We start from the raw sequence: 16,380 nt of genomic DNA, 5'->3' as shown, positions 1-16,380 counted from the left end.
AACGAAACTTCAGATTAAAGACAAGTCCATGATCCACAAGGTTTTTTTAAGTGGCTATAATGCGGCTCCGCCATGATCTTCCCCATCCGATGCGTCGAAACCTTGTCCTCTCCGCCGCCCTCGCCATCGCGCTGAGTTGCGCGTCAGCCGCATTCGCGCAGCAGGCCGTCCCGGCAAGCGGCGATTCCTCCGTTCAGCAGGACCCGAAGGCAGAGCAGACAAGTCACAAGATTTCGGAATATCTGACACAGAAGTTCGGCGTGGCGCGTGAGAAGGCGCAGACCATCGCCTCGGCGGTGATGACATCGGCATCGAAGTATTCGCTTCCGCCCGCCCTGTTGCTCGCGATCATTTCCATCGAATCGCGTTTCAAGGAAACCGCCCGGGGACCGAACCACGCGACCGGGCTCATGCAAGTGGTGCCCTCGGCCCACAAGTCGCTGGTGCGCAACATCGACCTGACCGATCCGGAAGACAACATCGAGGCAGGCTCGGCGATCCTGCACGGCTACATGACTTCCGCACAGGGCGATGTCGATGCCGCGCTGAAGAGTTACGGCGGGTCGCGCGCCTATGCCGAAAAGGTCAGCCTGCGCGCCAGGACGTTCGAACCGGCGGCAGCGGCCGAACCGGCATCCGCTGCCGGAAAATAAAAAAGCGCCGCATTGGCGCTTTACTTTCTTCAATCTTCCTGCTTCAAGCAACGCCGCCAGGCGGATGCCGCAAGTACGTCCTGTCGACGTCGCGGCGATCGCACCCATCGGGGCGTGTTCATCGGTCCATCAATAGGCCTTCTGCGTGCCGCTGCCGTTCGACTTCATGCCGCCCGAATTCATGTTGCCGTTGTTCGGGGCGCTGCGCTGCATGGTGCCTTGATCCTGGCCCATGCCGTTATTCACGCCGTTGCCCATGCCGCTCTTGGCACCAGTGCCTGTGCCAGTCGTGCCGTCGGACGAACCGCCCATGCCGGTGCCGCCCATGCCCACGCCGCCGCCCTTGCCAGCTGCGCCCGATCCGGCGCCCGCCGAGCCGTTGCCGCCCGCACCCGCCGAGCCGCCCGCAGCAGCGCCGCCACCCGCCCCTCCGCCTGCACCGCCACCCGCACCGCCGCCACCTCCGCCTCCCTGAGCATAGACACCGCCCGACAGGCCCAGCACCAACGCCGATATCACCAGCTTCTTCGCAGTCGCATTCATTTCGGATCTCCAGAGTTTGCGTGTCGGCTGCTGCGATGTTCTTGCCTCTGCAGCCGTATTCGCATTAGCGCAAGCGACGTGCCGCGCATCTCTGGTGATCCGTCTTAGTAACCGCACGGCACGTAGGCGCCGCTATAGCTGTTGAAGCAGTAGCCCGGAGGCGGAGGCGGGGGCGGAGCCGGTTGCGCATAGACAGGTGGTGGCGCATACACGGGCGGCGCGTAGACCGGTGCGGCGTAGACCGGCGCTGAATGCACTGCCGTAGACGCCAACGCTCCGAGCACCGCACCGCCGATCAACGCGCCGGCTATTGCCGCGCCATGTCCGCCGCCGTGATGCCAGTCGCCGCCATGATGCCAATCGCCACCGCCGTGATGCCAACCGCCGCCAAAGTGGCCAAAGTCATGTGCCGAGGCCTCGCCCGCCACCATCAGACTGCCGGTCATCAGGAACACAAGTGCTGCGCGTTTCATGCCCTTCTCCCATTTCCCGTTTCGCCGGGTTGATGGAAGACATCTTATGGAGTCGTCTGAGAAATAGATGCTGCAGTTGGTAACCGAGCATTTCAACGATGAGAAACTGGCCGCCGCGCGCTTGCGAACCGGACTTCCCCGCCGACTCCGCCAGCTAGCCCGATTGCCTCCAAACCCCCGTCAGCGCTGGCGCCATGACAAGAAGAGCGCAATTCGCCGGGCGGATAGCAGTCCTCCATCGTTCGGAAAAAGAAAACGCGAATTTCCCCTCAAGCGATTCGTGCTTCCCGGTTACCGCGAGCGACGCGCCGGCGCTTGCCTCAGTAACCGCACGGCACATAGCCGCCGCGATAGTTGTCATAGCAGTAGCCAGCGGGCTGCGCCGGTTGCGCGTACACGGGTTGCGCATACGCCGGTTGTGCATACGCGGGCTGTTGATAGACCGGTTGCGCATAGGCCGGCTGCGCGTTCGCCACCGACGACACCAGTGCACCCAGCACCGCGCCGCCAATCAACGCACCGACGATCGCGCCGCCATTTCCGCCGCCGCCGTGATGACCGCCATAGCCACCGCGTCCATGTGCCGAGGCCTGGCCCGCCATCGTGAGACTGCCGATCATCAGGAACACAAGTGCTGCGCGTTTCATGAGCTTCTCCATTTCCCCGTTTAGCCGGGTTCATGGAAGTCATCTTAAGCAGTCAGCTAAGAAATAACTGATGCAGTTGGTAACCGCGCATTTCAAAAATTACAAGTTGGCTGGCAAGCATTTCTTTAGCAAATTCGCTTGGAAGATTGCTTGGCGAATTCGACTCTCTATGGATCCCCAAACGAGCTATCCAAGTTACAAATGGAATTGAATTTGCCGCTTGGATAACAGTTCAGCCGCTGGCCCGGTAAAGCCGAATGCGACTAAAGAAAACCGAGTCATCGCTCTTACCTGCGCCGTTTCACTTGCTATCCACTGGTTACGGTTTGTCACCAGAAACGCGTCAACTCCGTCGAATGAGCCAGCGTTATGTCCGTCAGCGCGGCGTACTACGCCACGCACTCACCATAAAAGAATCAGGGAGTGTCAAACCATGAAGAAACTCGTCGCTGCTCTCGCATCCGCCATGCTCGTGACTACCGTCTTCGCTCAGACGCCCACGACCGACGCAGGCAAGGCACAACTCAAGGCAAATCAGCAAAAAGCCGAAGCTCAGGCAACGGCCAACCAGAAGAAGGCGGACGCACAGCACGATGCCGCAAAGGCCCAGGCATCCGCGAATGAAGACAAGGCATCGGCACAGGCCGATGCCAACAAGGAAGCCGCGAAGGTAGCGCAGGCGACCACGCCGGAGCAGGCATCCGGTGCGCGCGGCAACGCCGCCAAGGCGCAAGCCAAGGCGAACAAGAAGAAGCATTCCGCACAGTCCAAGGCAGACAAGAAGAAACAGGACGCCGCCAAGGATGCCGATGTAGCTCAGGCAAAGGCCGACAAGCAAAAAGTCGAGGCGCAAAGCGACGCAAACAAGGCGGCCGCCGATGCAAAGATCGACGCGGCAAAGAAGTAAGGGAGGTCCGCGTCATCAGCGCATCGCGCACCGGAGCACTGCTTGAGAAGACATCCGGTGCGTTCGATTCAAGCGAGCCCGCGGGCTCGCTTTTTTGCTTGATGCATCCGCAGGTTCAAAGCATTGCGCTTTAGCGGCCTATCATGATGGCAACTCACCGCACCGGGAGACGACCGTCATACGCACACTGACCGAGCATCTGTCACAGTACGCGTCCTATCATCGCGACACGCGCAATGTCGCGACGCATGTCATCGGCATTCCGCTCATCGTTCTGGCTATCGCCGCGTTGTTGAGCCGGCCCGCATGGCCCGTCTTCTCCGGCGCCTTTCCCTTGACGCCCGCCGTCATCCTCTTCACGCTTGCCACCCTCTTTTATCTCAGGCTCGATCTGCCGCTCGGCTTCGGCATGGGCATGGTGTCGGCGGCGAGCGCGTGGTTCGGATACCGCGTCGCAATGCAAAGCACAACGCTCCGGCTGGCAATCGGCGTCGGCATGTTCGTGACGGGCTGGGCCTTCCAGTTCGTCGGGCATCTGCGCTTCGAACATCGCAAGCCCGCTTTCGTCGATGACGTCGTCGGCCTTCTGATTGGACCGCTGTTCATTCTGGTCGAATTGCTGTCGGCACTGGGACTGCGGCGCGATCTGCACATCGCCATTCATACGCCGAATACCGTTACGCGCTGATCAATCCGTGCGCTCGATCTCCTCCGCCACCGTCTCGTGTTCGACGCCCGCATGGTGTTCGCTCACCGGCAGCATCCGCCGCATCGTGCGCTCGCGCATCAGCAGTCGCGCGCTGTGGATACCCGTCAGCACGACCGCGAGCCAGATCGGAATATAAGTGCCGAGTTGCCCCGCCGAAAACGGCTCGCCGAGCAACAGCACCGCGACGCCCACCAGCAGCACCGGCTCCACGTAGCCAAGAATGCCGAACAGCGCCAATGGCAAATGCCGGCTCGCGCGCAGGTACGAGGCCAGCGCCAGCGTGCTTAGCGCGCCGAGTCCGGGAAGCAGCAGCAGCCACAGGTGCGGCGCGCCCGCCACCACGCCGAACGAGCCGCGCACGCACAGCATGACGACCGCGACGGGCGCAATGAACAGAATCTCCATGGCGAACGAGACGAGCGGGTCGACGTCCAGCCGGCGCCGGATCATGAAGTAAGGCGGATAGCCCAGCATGACGACGAGCGTCGGCCAGGCGAAAGCATGCGTCATGGCAAGCTCGTGCGCCACGCCAGCCGCTGCCGCCGCCACGCCCGCCCACTGGAACGCGTCGAGCCGCTCGCCGTAATGGAAGCGGCCGAGCAGCACCATTGCGAGGGGCAGGAGGAAGTAGCCGAGCGATACTTCGAGCGCGCGCCCGTGCAGCGGCGCCCAGAGAAAGATCCACAGCTGCACGCCGAGCAGGGCGGCGGCGATCCCGAAAGCGCCCAGCAAATGCGGCGTGCGCACGAGCTTCGCGGCAAGCGCGCGAAACTGCGGCCAGCGCCGGCGCAGGACCACGAGCGCCAACGCACCCGGCAGCGTCCAGACGATGCGCCAGGCGAAGATATCGAGTCCGTCGAGCGGAGTAAGCCACTTGGTGTAGCCGGACATGAGCGCGAACAACGCCGAAGCGCTTACGGAGAGCGCGATGCCGCGCCCCAGGTCATGCTGATTCATCGAGAGAAAAGCCGTGCGCCGAAGGGGTAAGCCCGCCATTGCTGCCGAAATGACGGGAAAGGCGCATTCTAAACGGCCCGGCGGCTTGCTCCCCGGGCAACGCCAGGTCGAAAAAAGCGCGGCAGCGTGCCCGCTTCTTGCTTCGCGTGTTGCTCGTCCCGCACGCCCAGGGCGTCACGAATTGGCTTGAACCTCGCCGCGCGAGCCGTGTCTCTGTCGGTTCACGACGGTCCGATGTGTCTTCGGCCGGTCACGACGACCGGTCATCCTTGGCGAATCGGCAGGCTGCCGGCTCGTTCCCGTTCACGTCACAGCATCCGCGGCATCGTCCGCACTCCCACGCCGCGCCACCGTCGCCGATGCCCGCGACGGCGCTCACGAAAACGCAGCATGAATGGAGACGTCATGACTCAACCCGCCCTGTCGCCCCGTTTTCCCAATGCCTTCGCCGAGGCGGTCCACACCGGTCTCAGCAAGCAGCCGCAGAAAGAATTGCCGTCGATGTATCTGTATGACGAAGTGGGCTCGGCGCTCTTCGAAGTCATCACCGCCTTGCCCGAATACGGCGTGACGCGCGCCGAGGAACGCGTGCTGAAGGACCATGCCACCGACATCGTCGCGGCCATGCCCGGCGACATCCAGGTCGCGGAACTGGGCAGCGGCAGCGGCCGCAAGACGCGCCGCATCCTCGAAGCGCTGTGTAAGAAACAGCCCACCGCTTACCATCCGATTGAAATTTCGCGCACCGCCTTGCAGTTGTGCCGGCGCGAACTGGGCGACATCGAACGGGTGTCGATCGTCGGACACGAGCGCGATTACCTCGCCGGGCTCTCCGAAGTCAGCGCGAAACGCAAGGACGGCGAGCGCCTGCTTGTGCTGTTTCTCGGCAGCACGATCGGCAATTTTGCGCGGCTCGCGGCGACGCGCTTCCTGTGCTCGATCCGCGGCATGCTCCAGCCCGGCGACGCGCTCCTGCTCGGCACCGATCTCATCAAGCCGCTGCCGGTGCTGATCTCCGCGTACGACGACCCCATCGGCGTCACCGCCGCGTTCAACCTGAACATGCTGGCGCGCATCAATCGCGAGCTGGGCGGCGATTTCCCGATCGATGCCTTCGAGCACGTCGCGCGTTTCAATCCGGACGCGCGCAGCATCGAGATGCATCTGCGCGCCAAGCGCGCGCTCACCGTGCAGGTGCGCGGCGCGGATCTGCACGTCGGATTCCGTGAAGGCGAGACGATCTGGACGGAAAGCAGCCACAAGTACGCGGCCGACGAAGTCGCGCCGATCGCCGCCGACGCGGGCTTCGAATGCACGCATCAGTGGCTCGACGAGGAATGGCAGTTCGCGGAAAGTCTGCTGGTGGCGCGTTGAGGGACGTCAGTCGAGAGGCGTGAAAACGCGGCGTTCAGTGCTGTTCGAAGCGCTCGTAACGCTTCTCGACGTGACGCTCTTCGCTGTGGAATTCGGTGACGCGGGCATGCGGCGGTCCGCGCCGCAGCCATTCGAGCATCAGGTCGACCTGATTGGCCGCGCCCTGCACCACTGCCTCCACCGAGCCGTCCTCCAGATTGGCGACCCAGCCGCGCACGCCGAGCGCATGCGCGCGGCGCACCGTGTGATGACGAAAGCCGACACCCTGCACGACGCCTCGCACATGCACGTAATAGGTTTCGATTCTCGTATCCAGGTCTGGAACGGTCATCGCGCTCTCCCTTGTTTGCTGGTCATAGGCCGCATTGTAGACACGCGCGGCGGCGCGCGTCGCGGCCGGTCGACCAGCGGCGCTCAGCTCAGGCGGAACGGCTGCGCGACATCAGGGCTCTCGCCGGTGCGCGGACGCGGCACGCGCGGCAACGTCACTTCGAACACGGTGCCGGTGTCATTGGTCGAGCGCACGCGCACCTCCCCGCCATGCATCTCCGCAATCTCGCGCGTGATGTAGAGGCCGAGTCCCAGCCCGCTCGATTCACTCTGCCGCCGGCCCGAGCGGTACGGCGCGAAGATCGTCGGCAGGACGTCGGCGGGAATGGCACCGGCGTTCTGCACGGTGATGCTGACGTCGTCGGCATGGCCGTCCAGGCGCACCTGGATGGCCGAGCCTTCGAGACCATGCTGGAGCGCATTGCCGATCAGGTTCGAGAACACTTGCGAAAGCAGATCGCCGTCGCCCTGCAGCAGCGTGTCGCCCTGGCGCAGCACGAAGATGCGCCCCTTGCCCACGCGCGCCTCATATTCGTCGACGATGTTCTTCGCCAGCGTGTTGAGTTCGACCGCGCGCGGCTGCAAGGTCACGCGTCCGCCGCGCAGACGCGCGAGGTTCAGCAACTGATCGACCATGCGCACCATGCGCATGCCGCTCGACTTGATGCGCGTGCCGATATTGGCGACATTTTCGTCCTGCACGAAGCGCGCGAGATATTCCGCCGATGCAATCACCGCCGACAGCGGCGTGCGCAAGTCATGGCCGAGCACGGCCATCAGCATCTCGTTGGCGTCGAGCAGTTGCTGCACGGTGGCGAGTTGCGTCGCCAGCTGCTGCTTCTGCCGTTCCATCTGGATGAACACATCCACCTTCGAATTCAGGATGCGCGAGTCGAACGGCTTGTAGAGGAAGTCCACCGCACCCGCTTCGTAGCCGCGGAACGTGCGGTTCGCTTCCTGCGCCGTGGCCGTGAGGAAGATGATCGGCACGTGCGCGGTGCGCGGGCTGCCGCGCATCAGTTCGGCCAGCTCGAAGCCGTCCATGCCGGGCATGTTGACGTCGAGGATCGCGAGCGCGACTTCGTGCTTCAGCAACAGTTCGAGCGCCGCCGGCCCCGACTCGGCCTTCAGCACCGAAAGATCCGGCCGCGCCAGCGAGGCTTCGAGCGCCGTGATGTTGTTGCGGATGTCGTCGACGATCAGCACGTGGATGGGTTGCGTCATCGGGTGACTCCTTGCCTTGCCTGTGTCGGTTGCTGCGCTCATTCGCGTATCCATGCACGTATCCATTCGCGTATCCGTCAGCGTGCTCATTGACGTGCTCCCGTCGCCTTGCCGGTGCACTGCGCGAGCCGCTGCGCCATCTGGTCCAGCGTCAGCACGTCGCTGACTTCGCCCTCGGCGATCGCCGCCTGCGGCATGGCCGGGGCGGTGGCCGTCGCCGGGTCCTGCGCCCAGCACACGCCGCCCGCCGCGCGGATCGCGCGCGCGCCGCGTGCGCCGTCGTCGTTCGCGCCCGAGAGCACGATGCCGAGCAGCCGCTCGCGCCAGGCATGCGCGGCCGACTCGAACAGCACGTCCACGGACGGCCGCGAAAAGCGCACCGGCGGATCCACCGACAAGGCGATCGACGGCGCCGCCCCGCCTTCCGCCTCCACCAGCATGTGATAGCCCGGCGGCGCGAAATACACGCGGCCCGGTGCGATCTCGTCCTTGTCGAACGGCTCCGCGATCTCGAGCGCGCAGCGCGACGTGAACAGTCCCGGCAACAGGCTCGGCTGTCCCTGGCGCACATGCACGACCACCAGCACCGGCGCCGCGAACGTCTCCGGCAAGGCGGGCAACAACTGGCTCAAGGCCTCGACGCCGCCCGCCGAGGCGCCGATCACGACCGCTTCGATACGCTGCGCGTCGAACATCGTCACACCTTCTGGTAGAGCCGTTCGCGCGGATTGAAGTCCGCGAAACGATCGGCATGGGTCGAAAAGCGCAGGCTCTCCTTGCTGCCGAGACCGAGAAACCCGCGCCGCACGAGCGAGTCGCTGAACAGGCCGAGCGCGCGGTCCTGCAGCGCGCGATCGAAGTAGATCAGCACATTGCGGCACGACACCAGATGCGCTTCGAGGAACACGCTGTCGGTGGCGAGACTGTGATCCGCGAACACCACGCGCGACTTGAGCGTCTGCGAGAACTTCGCCGCGCCGTAAGCCGCGTGATAGTAGTCGGAGAGCGACCGCTTGCCGCCCGCCGCCAGATAGTTCTGGCTGAAGCCCGCCATGCGCTCCAGCGGATAGATGCCGCTTTCCGCCTGGCGCAGCGCCTCGGCGTTGATGTCGGTGGCGTAGAACACGGTGCGCTCGGCGATCTTCTCTTCCGCGAACAGCACCGCCAGCGACCACAGTTCCTCGCCGCTGCTGCACCCCGCCACCCAGACCTTGATGGACGGATACGTCTGCAAGATCGGCACGACCTGTTCGCGGATCGCGCGGAAGTATTGCGGGTCGCGGAACATCTCGCTCACCTGCACCGTCAGGTACTGGAACAGCCGCGCGAACAGCGCCGGATCGCGCAGGATGCGCTCCTGCAGATGCGACAGCGTCGGCACGTTGAAATCATGCACGGCCTGCGCGAGCCGGCGCCTCAGCGAACTTACCGAGTAATGCCGGAAGTCGTGCTGATAGCGCAAGTAGATCGCTTCCAGAATTAGCTTCAGTTCGATGTCGAACGTCGCTTCTTCCTCGTTCCTGGCGTCGTTCATTGCAGAGGTTGATCCGCTCATCGCTGGCGCAGCCACACGCGGCACAACGACACGAGCTTATCCACGTCGATGGGCTTCGATATGTAGTCGTCCGCACCCGCCTCGAGACATTTCTGGCGATCGCTCTGCATGGCCTTCGCGGTCAGCGCGATGATCGGCAGGCGCGCGTGCTCCGAGCGCTTGCGGATCTCGGTCATCGCGGTGAGGCCGTCCATCTCCGGCATCATGATGTCCATCAGCACGAGGTCGATGTCATTGCGGCGCGCCAGCGCCTCGAGCGCCTCGCGGCCGTTGCGGGCAATTTCGAGCGTCGCGCCCAGCGGTTCGATCACACGCGACAGCGCGAAGATGTTGCGCACGTCGTCTTCCGCCAGAAGGATCGTGCGGCCTTCGAACACGTCGTCGCGCTGGCGCGCCGCGCGCAACATGCGTTGCTGCTCGGGCGGCAGCGCGCTCTCGACACTGTGCAGGAACAGCGTGACTTCGTCGAGCAGACGCTCCGGCGACTTCGCGCCCTTGATGATGATCGATTTCGAATAGCGGCGCAGGCGTTGTTCCTCCTCCTGCGACAGCAGCCGCCCCGTGTAGACGATCACCGGCGGCGCGACGGACCCGCCTGTCGTGGACACGCGTTCGAGCAGTTCGTAACCGGAGCCGTCGGGCAGCGCGAGATCCATGACGATGCAGTCGAACACGCCGCGCTGCATTTCATCGAGCGCCTCGGCAATCGAGCCCGCTTCGACGATCGCCACCGTTTCGCTCTTGAGCAGCGCGTGGATGCTCTGGCGCAGCGCCGGATCGTCCTCGATCACCAGCACGCGGCGCACGCCCTGCGACGAACGCGCCTCCAGCTTGCGGATCGCGTTGGCGAGATCGTCGCGTGCGCTCGGCTTGAGCGTGTAGCCGATGGCGCCGAGATGCAGCGCGACATCGGCGTGATCCGTCGCGGACACGATGTGAATCGGGATATGGCGCGTGAGCGGATCGTGCTTGAGCCATTCGAGCACTGTCAGGCCAGACTGGTCCGGCAAGCCGATGTCGAGCAGGATGCCGTTCGGCTGCAGCGAACGCGCGAGTTCGACGCCTTGCGTCGCGGTGGCGGCATGCACGCAGTCGAATTCGAGCTCGTGCGCGAGGTCGTAGAGGATGTGCGCGAAAGGCTGATCGTCTTCGATGACCAGGATCACGCGGTCCGGATGACGCCGCTGCGCGCGGTCGTCGGCGATGCCCACGGCTTCCGGGAACGTGGCGACGGGTTGCACCGGAATGGGCGCAGGCATGGACGCCGGCATGGGCGCGGGGACCACCGGCGCATTCAGCGCCGGTTCCGGCTCGCCCAGCGGACCGGCCGTTTCCAGCTTCGCCGTGACGGTGCCTTCGCGCGCGCTCATCGGCAGGGTGACGGAGAACACGCTGCCGCGGCCCAGTTCGCTCGATACCGCCACCGCCCCCCCCAGCAAACGCGAGAACTCCCGCGAGATCGACAACCCCAGGCCGCTGCCGCCATATCGGCGGCTCGTGGTGCCGTCGGCCTGCTGGAACGCCTGGAAGATCAGGTCCTGCTTGTCGCGCGCAATGCCGATGCCGGTGTCGCGCACCTCGAAGCGCAGCGCGTTGTCGCCCGAACGCTGCACCGCGACCGTGACGCTGCCGCGCTCGGTGAACTTGAACGCGTTCGACAGCAGATTGCGCAAGACCTGCAACAGCCGCTGGCTGTCGGTGACGAAATAATCCGGCACGCCCGCGCCGCGTTCGGTGAGAAACTCCAGTCCCTTGCTGCCGGCGACCGGCGCGAAGGATTGTTTGAGCGCATCCAGGATGGAATCGACGGCGGCGGGTGCGAACTGCACGTCCATCTGCCCGGCTTCGACCTTCGACAAATCCAGAATGTCGTTGATCAACGCGAGCAGGTCGCTGTTCGACGAGTGGATGGTCGCCGCGTAGCGCACCTGTTCGTCCGACAGATTGCCCTGCTTGTTGTCCTGCAGCAGCTTCGCGAGGATCAGCGAGCTATTGAGCGGCGTGCGCAATTCGTGCGACATGTTGGCCAGGAATTCCGACTTGTACTGGCTCGCGCGTTCCATTTCCAGCGCGCTGGCCGTCAGTTCCTGCTGGGCCTGCAACAGTTCCGCCTTCTGCCGCTCCAGATGCTGCGTGTGTTCTTCCAGCTGCACGTTGGTCTGTTCGAGCTCGGCCTGCTGCTGTTCGAGCCGCGCCTGCGAGTCCTGCAACGCACGGCCGCGTTCTTCCAGCTCCTCGTTTGATACGCGCAGTTCTTCCTGCTGCACCTGCAATTCCTCGCTCTGGCGCTGCGTTTCCTCCAGCAGCTCGACCAGGCGCGCACGATAGCGCGACGAGCGCAGCGCCATGCCGATCGGCTCCGACGCCATGTCGAGGAGCGCGCGGGCATCGTCGAAACGTCCTTCACTGCCGACGAAACCGAGCTCCAGCGCGCCGGTCGCCTCGCCGTCGGCGAACAGCGGCGCGATCACGACACGCGTCGCCGCCGCCGAGCCCAGCGCCGAGCCAGTCTTCAGATAATGGGACGACGCGTCGCGCAATTCGAGCGGACGCCCTTCGATGATCGCCTGGCCGACCAAGCCCTCGCCGCGCGCGATGCGGCGCGGCGCGCTGTCGTCCTCCGGCAGCGCCCAGCCCGCGACCCGCACCAGCGCGTCGCCGTCGAGCGCATAGACCACGCCGACCTTCGCATCCACATACGGCACGATCGAACGCAGGATGCTCACGCCGATCGCAGCGGGAGACTGCTCGCCGCGCAATTGCAGGCCGAGCTGCACGATGCCCTGTTGCAGCCAGGCGGTGCGTTGTACGGCGAGCCGCGATTTGATATACAGGTGCGCCACCGCCGCAAGCACGAGCAGCACGAGAATGCCCATCGCGCGGTTGAGTTGCAGCACGTCGTGGCTGGCGCTCGGATCGGCGACGGAAAGTGCGTATCCCGCGATCATCAGCGCCGAAGAAGCCACCGCGGTGACGATCGGCACCGATGGCCGGTCCACCCAGACGCACATCACGACCGGCAGCATGTAGAACACCCAGATCGCGACGCGCATCGGCGTCAGCACGTCGATGGCGAATACCACGGCGAGCGTGATCCCGATCGCGAAATAGATCCAGGAAGAGAGGTTCCGAGTGGCTTGAGGCATCGTTCACCGGTTATGTTCGAGTTTTGCGCGAAGCTCGCGCCGGTAGCAGGCACGGACCATAGCATGCCGCGCAAGGCCTTGTCACATTGGGCTCCGCGGTCCGCCGGGCACGCTTTTCCGCGCGGCAGATGTTACAAAACCGCTCCGCAGGCGCTTTTTCAACGAGGTAAGAATGACTGATTTTTCCGGCTCCCGCGTGCTCGTCACCGGTGCTTCGGGATTCGTCGGGTCCGCGGTCGCGCGGCTCGCCATCGAACGCGGCTTCGACGTGCGCGTGCTCGTGCGCAAGACCAGCCCGCGCAAGAACGTCGAGTCGCTGAACGCGGAAATCGTGATCGGCGACATGCGCGACGAAGCCTCGATGCGCGCCGCGCTCAAGGGCGTGCGCTTCCTGTTCCACGTCGCGGCCGATTACCGCATCTGGGCGCCGGACCCGAGCGAGATCGAACGCGCCAATCTCGAAGGCACCGAGGCCACGATGCGCGCCGCACTGGCGGAAGGCGTCGAGCGCATCGTGTATACGAGCAGCGTCGCGACGCTCAAGGTGACGAGTTCGGGCGCCATCGCGGACGAAACCATGCCTTCGAACCCGCAGAGCACCATCGGCGCCTACAAGCGCAGCAAGGTGCTGGCGGAACGCGCGGTCGAACGCATGGTCGCGCAGAACGCGCTGCCCGCCGTGATCGTCAATCCGTCCACGCCGATCGGACCGCGCGACGTGCGTCCCACGCCGACCGGGCGCATCATCGTGGAAGCGGCGACGGGCAAGATTCCGGCTTTCGTCGACACGGGCCTCAATCTCGTCCACGTCGATGACGTCGCCAACGGCCATTTCCTGGCGCTGGAACGCGGGCGGATCGGCGAGCGCTACATATTGGGCGGCGAAAACCTGCCCTTGCAGCAGATGCTCACGGATATCGCGGGCTTCGTCGGCCGCAAGCCGCCAACCATCAAACTGCCGCGCGGGCCGCTGTATCCCGTCGCGATCGGCGCGGAACTGTTCGCCAAGTTCAGCGGCAAGGAACCGATGGTGACCGTCGACGCCCTACGTATGTCGAAGAACAAGATGTACTTCACCTCGGCGCGCGCCGAAAGCGAACTCGGCTATCGCGCGCGGCCGTACCGCGAAGGACTGAAGGACGCGCTCGACTGGTTCCGCACGAACGGATATCTCACGGTGTGAAGCATCGAATCATTTCGTGAAACGGCCGGGCACGCGGCACTGGCGGCAGACATTACAGGTCTTCTATAAGACTTGAAAAATGTTAAGTTCTTGATAAAGCAAGAAAAACGCCTGTTTTTGCGGTTTTCACGGGGCTGCTTTCACACGCGAGCCACGCAATTTCAGGCAGAATAGCGGTTTGTTGCCGGAGGGGTCATTCAGGCCGGCGGTTTTTTCCAACCCGTTTTCGGATGTCGAGACAAGCGATGAGTAATCAGCAACCCACCATCATCTACACCCTGACCGACGAAGCTCCGCTGCTCGCAACCAGCGCCTTTCTGCCGATCATCCGTACTTTCGTGGCGCCGGCCGGCGTCAATGTCGAGACCAGCGACATTTCGGTCGCGGCCCGCATTCTCGGCGAATTCCCCGAATTCCTGACCGACGAGCAGAAAGTCCCCGACAACCTCGCCGAGCTCGGCCGCCTGACCCAGCTCGACGACACCAACATCATCAAGCTGCCGAACATCAGCGCCTCGCAGCATCAGTTGACGAGCGCGATCAAGGAACTCCAGTCGAAGGGCTACAAGCTGCCCAATTTCCCGGAAGAGCCGAAGAACGACGAGGAAAAGGCCATTCGCCAGCGCTATTCCAAGTGTCTCGGCTCGGCGGTGAACCCGGTGCTGCGCGAAGGCAATTCGGACCGCCGCGCGCCGCTCGCCGTCAAGAACTACGCGAAGAAGCATCCGCACAGCATGGGCGAGTGGAGCATGGCCTCGCGCACGCACGTCGCGCACATGAAGCATGGCGACTTCTATCACGGTGAAAAGTCGATCACGAACGACAAGGCTCGCGAAGTCCGCATGGAGCTGGTGACGAAGGGCGGCGAAACCATCGTCCTCAAGCCGAAGGTCAAGCTGCAGGACGGCGAGATCGTCGACAGCATGTTCATGAGCAAGAAGGCGCTGGTCGAGTTCTATGAAGACCAGATGGAAGACGCGCGCAAGACCGGCGTGATGCTGTCGCTGCACGTGAAGGCGACCATGATGAAGGTGTCGCACCCGATCGTCTTCGGTCACGCCGTGAAGGTCTTCTACAAGGACGCGTTCGCCAAGCACGCCAAGCTGTTCGAGGAACTCGGCATCAACGTCAACAACGGCCTCGTGGATCTGTATTCGAAGATCGAGACGCTGCCGGAATCGCAACGCGACGAAGTCATCCGCGACATGCACGCGTGCCACGAGCATCGTCCGGCGCTGGCCATGGTGGATTCGGCCAAGGGCATCTCGAACCTGCACGCGCCGAACGACGTGATCGTCGACGCATCGATGCCCGCGATGATCCGCGCCGGCGGCAAGATGTGGGGCGCCGACGGCCGTCCGCAAGACACGAAGTGCCTGATTCCGGAAAGCACGTTTGCGCGCATCTATCAGGAAATCATCAACTTCTGCAAGACCAACGGCGCGTTCGACCCGAAGACCATGGGCACGGTGCCGAACGTCGGCCTGATGGCGCAGAAGGCCGAAGAGTACGGCTCGCACGACAAGACCTTCGAGATTCCGCAGGACGGCACGGCGCGCATCGTCGACAACGCGACGAACGAAGTCATCGAAGCGCTCACGCAGCAAGTGGAACAGGGCGACATCTGGCGCATGTGCCTCGTGAAGGACGCACCGATCCGCGACTGGATCAAGCTCGCCGTCACGCGCGCGAAGAACTCGGGCATGCCGGCCGTGTTCTGGCTCGACCCGTATCGTCCGCACGAAAACGAACTCATCAAGAAGGTCGAGACCTACCTCAAGGACTATGACCTGACGGGCCTCGAGATCCACATCATGTCGCAAGTGCGTGCGATGCGTTACTCGCTCGAACGCGTGATCCGCGGCATGGACACCATCTCGGTCACCGGCAACATCCTGCGCGACTACCTCACCGACCTGTTCCCGATCATGGAACTCGGCACCAGCGCGAAGATGCTGTCCATCGTCCCGCTGATGGCCGGCGGCGGCCTGTATGAAACGGGCGCAGGCGGCTCGGCGCCGAAGCACGTCCAGCAGCTCGTGCAGGAAAACCACCTGCGCTGGGACTCGCTGGGCGAATTCCTGGCACTGGCGGTGTCGCTCGAAGAACTCGGCATCAAGAACGACAACGCGCGTGCGAAGCTCGTCGCGAAGGCGCTGGATGCCGCCACCGGCAAGCTGCTCGACAACAACAAGAGCCCGTCGCCGAAAACCGGCCAGCTCGATAACCGCGGCAGCCAGTTCTATCTCGCGATGTACTGGGCGCAGGAACTGGCATCGCAGTCGGAAGACCGCGAACTGGCTCAACGCTTCGCGCCGCTCGCGAAGACGCTTGCTGAGAACGAGCAGAAGATCGTCGACGAACTGAACGCGGTGCAGGGCAAGGAAGCGGATATCGGCGGCTACTACCAGCCGGACGAGCAGAAGCTCGCGGCCGTCATGCGTCCGAGCAAGACGCTCAACGCCGCGCTTGAGCAGGCGGCCAGCGCACAGTAAGGCAGTACCCCGGCAGTACCGGCGTATCCGCGTCATGTGGATGCGCCTCCGCTGGACCGGCCTCCCGAAAGGGTCGCCGGTCCTGTTTTTTGTGGCGGCGGAAAGTGTCGCGTTATCCGCACGTTCGGAGCAATTGGTTACAACCTGCATCGGCCTCGCCAAAGACGAGCGGGTAGAATCGGTG

General features: G+C 63.9%; 15 protein-coding genes. 6 read left to right on the top strand and 9 right to left on the bottom strand.

Features of this window, described 5'->3' with window-relative positions; genetic code table 11:
- Window positions 1–89 precede the first annotated feature (89 nt).
- Complete coding sequence (locus QCE83_RS28410) at window positions 90–653, top strand: transglycosylase SLT domain-containing protein (protein WP_309819164.1); 564 nt, start codon at window positions 90–92, stop codon at window positions 651–653.
- 129 nt (window positions 654–782) lie between these two features.
- Here QCE83_RS28410 and QCE83_RS28405 read toward each other — a convergent pair whose 3' ends face one another.
- The 3 genes from QCE83_RS28405 to QCE83_RS28395 form a co-directional block, all read right to left on the bottom strand.
- Complete coding sequence (locus QCE83_RS28405; RefSeq protein WP_309819161.1) at window positions 783–1,196, bottom strand: hypothetical protein; 414 nt, start codon at window positions 1,194–1,196, stop codon at window positions 783–785.
- Between the two features lie 104 nt (window positions 1,197–1,300).
- The gene (locus tag QCE83_RS28400) at window positions 1,301–1,669 is read right to left on the bottom strand and encodes a hypothetical protein (RefSeq protein WP_309819158.1); all 369 of its coding nucleotides are present in this window, start codon (window positions 1,667–1,669) and stop codon (window positions 1,301–1,303) included.
- A 320-nt stretch (window positions 1,670–1,989) separates the two neighbouring features.
- A complete protein-coding gene (locus QCE83_RS28395; RefSeq protein WP_309819156.1) occupies window positions 1,990–2,316 on the bottom strand; it encodes a hypothetical protein in 327 nt (108 codons plus the stop codon).
- A gap of 433 nt (window positions 2,317–2,749) precedes the next feature.
- Between QCE83_RS28395 and QCE83_RS28390 the strand changes: the two genes are divergently transcribed.
- Window positions 2,750–3,223 carry a hypothetical protein gene (locus tag QCE83_RS28390; RefSeq protein ID WP_309819154.1) on the top strand — a complete coding sequence of 158 codons (474 nt, stop codon included), beginning with the start codon at window positions 2,750–2,752 and terminating at the stop codon, window positions 3,221–3,223.
- 178 nt (window positions 3,224–3,401) lie between these two features.
- Window positions 3,402–3,911: an Mpo1-like protein gene (locus QCE83_RS28385; protein ID WP_309821155.1), complete on the top strand. Its 510-nt coding sequence runs from the start codon at window positions 3,402–3,404 to the stop codon at window positions 3,909–3,911.
- Here QCE83_RS28385 and rarD read toward each other — a convergent pair whose 3' ends face one another.
- Window positions 3,912–4,889: an EamA family transporter RarD gene (gene rarD, locus QCE83_RS28380; protein ID WP_309819151.1), complete on the bottom strand. Its 978-nt coding sequence runs from the start codon at window positions 4,887–4,889 to the stop codon at window positions 3,912–3,914.
- A gap of 405 nt (window positions 4,890–5,294) precedes the next feature.
- On the opposite strand from rarD, the gene egtD reads away from it, so the two are divergent.
- A complete protein-coding gene (gene egtD, locus QCE83_RS28375; RefSeq protein ID WP_309819149.1) occupies window positions 5,295–6,263 on the top strand; it encodes an L-histidine N(alpha)-methyltransferase in 969 nt (322 codons plus the stop codon).
- Window positions 6,264–6,297: 34 nt separating this feature from the next.
- On the opposite strand, the gene QCE83_RS28370 is transcribed toward egtD, so the two are convergent.
- From QCE83_RS28370 to QCE83_RS28350, 5 genes are all read right to left on the bottom strand, one after another.
- Entirely contained in the window at window positions 6,298–6,594 is a 297-nt protein-coding gene (locus tag QCE83_RS28370; protein ID WP_309819147.1) for an acylphosphatase, read from the bottom strand.
- 83 nt (window positions 6,595–6,677) lie between these two features.
- On the bottom strand, window positions 6,678–7,817 hold the full coding sequence (locus QCE83_RS28365) for a hybrid sensor histidine kinase/response regulator (RefSeq protein ID WP_309819144.1): 1,140 nt from the start codon (window positions 7,815–7,817) through the stop codon (window positions 6,678–6,680).
- A gap of 86 nt (window positions 7,818–7,903) precedes the next feature.
- Window positions 7,904–8,512 carry a chemotaxis protein CheB gene (locus QCE83_RS28360; protein WP_309819142.1) on the bottom strand — a complete coding sequence of 203 codons (609 nt, stop codon included), beginning with the start codon at window positions 8,510–8,512 and terminating at the stop codon, window positions 7,904–7,906.
- A 2-nt stretch (window positions 8,513–8,514) separates the two neighbouring features.
- Window positions 8,515–9,351 (bottom strand): CheR family methyltransferase, encoded by an 837-nt coding sequence (locus QCE83_RS28355; protein WP_309819140.1) that lies wholly within the window; start codon window positions 9,349–9,351, stop codon window positions 8,515–8,517.
- A 17-nt stretch (window positions 9,352–9,368) separates the two neighbouring features.
- The gene (locus QCE83_RS28350) at window positions 9,369–12,518 is read right to left on the bottom strand and encodes a response regulator (protein WP_309819136.1); all 3,150 of its coding nucleotides are present in this window, start codon (window positions 12,516–12,518) and stop codon (window positions 9,369–9,371) included.
- A 172-nt stretch (window positions 12,519–12,690) separates the two neighbouring features.
- On the opposite strand from QCE83_RS28350, the gene hpnA reads away from it, so the two are divergent.
- Entirely contained in the window at window positions 12,691–13,701 is a 1,011-nt protein-coding gene (gene hpnA / locus QCE83_RS28345; RefSeq protein WP_309819134.1) for a hopanoid-associated sugar epimerase, read from the top strand.
- Between the two features lie 245 nt (window positions 13,702–13,946).
- The gene (locus QCE83_RS28340) at window positions 13,947–16,196 is read left to right on the top strand and encodes an NADP-dependent isocitrate dehydrogenase (RefSeq protein ID WP_309819132.1); all 2,250 of its coding nucleotides are present in this window, start codon (window positions 13,947–13,949) and stop codon (window positions 16,194–16,196) included.
- Window positions 16,197–16,380: the final 184 nt, after the last annotated feature.

Source organism: Caballeronia sp. LZ034LL (assembly GCF_031451215.1).
GTDB lineage: Bacteria > Pseudomonadota > Gammaproteobacteria > Burkholderiales > Burkholderiaceae > Caballeronia.
Note: the sequence above shows the minus strand (reverse complement) of the source record. Positions and strands in the feature narration are given on the sequence as shown.

Coding starts and splice junctions, on each gene's coding strand:
- QCE83_RS28410 (WP_309819164.1), top strand. CDS start 90: ATGCGTCGAAACCTTGTCCTCTCCGCCGCCCTCGCCATCGCGCTGAGT.
- QCE83_RS28405 (WP_309819161.1), bottom strand. CDS start 1,196: ATGAATGCGACTGCGAAGAAGCTGGTGATATCGGCGTTGGTGCTGGGC.
- QCE83_RS28400 (WP_309819158.1), bottom strand. CDS start 1,669: ATGAAACGCGCAGCACTTGTGTTCCTGATGACCGGCAGTCTGATGGTG.
- QCE83_RS28395 (WP_309819156.1), bottom strand. CDS start 2,316: ATGAAACGCGCAGCACTTGTGTTCCTGATGATCGGCAGTCTCACGATG.
- QCE83_RS28390 (WP_309819154.1), top strand. CDS start 2,750: ATGAAGAAACTCGTCGCTGCTCTCGCATCCGCCATGCTCGTGACTACC.
- rarD (WP_309819151.1), bottom strand. CDS start 4,889: ATGAATCAGCATGACCTGGGGCGCGGCATCGCGCTCTCCGTAAGCGCT.
- egtD (WP_309819149.1), top strand. CDS start 5,295: ATGACTCAACCCGCCCTGTCGCCCCGTTTTCCCAATGCCTTCGCCGAG.
- QCE83_RS28370 (WP_309819147.1), bottom strand. CDS start 6,594: ATGACCGTTCCAGACCTGGATACGAGAATCGAAACCTATTACGTGCAT.
- QCE83_RS28365 (WP_309819144.1), bottom strand. CDS start 7,817: ATGACGCAACCCATCCACGTGCTGATCGTCGACGACATCCGCAACAAC.
- QCE83_RS28360 (WP_309819142.1), bottom strand. CDS start 8,512: ATGTTCGACGCGCAGCGTATCGAAGCGGTCGTGATCGGCGCCTCGGCG.
- QCE83_RS28355 (WP_309819140.1), bottom strand. CDS start 9,351: ATGAACGACGCCAGGAACGAGGAAGAAGCGACGTTCGACATCGAACTG.
- QCE83_RS28350 (WP_309819136.1), bottom strand. CDS start 12,518: ATGCCTCAAGCCACTCGGAACCTCTCTTCCTGGATCTATTTCGCGATC.
- hpnA (WP_309819134.1), top strand. CDS start 12,691: ATGACTGATTTTTCCGGCTCCCGCGTGCTCGTCACCGGTGCTTCGGGA.
- QCE83_RS28340 (WP_309819132.1), top strand. CDS start 13,947: ATGAGTAATCAGCAACCCACCATCATCTACACCCTGACCGACGAAGCT.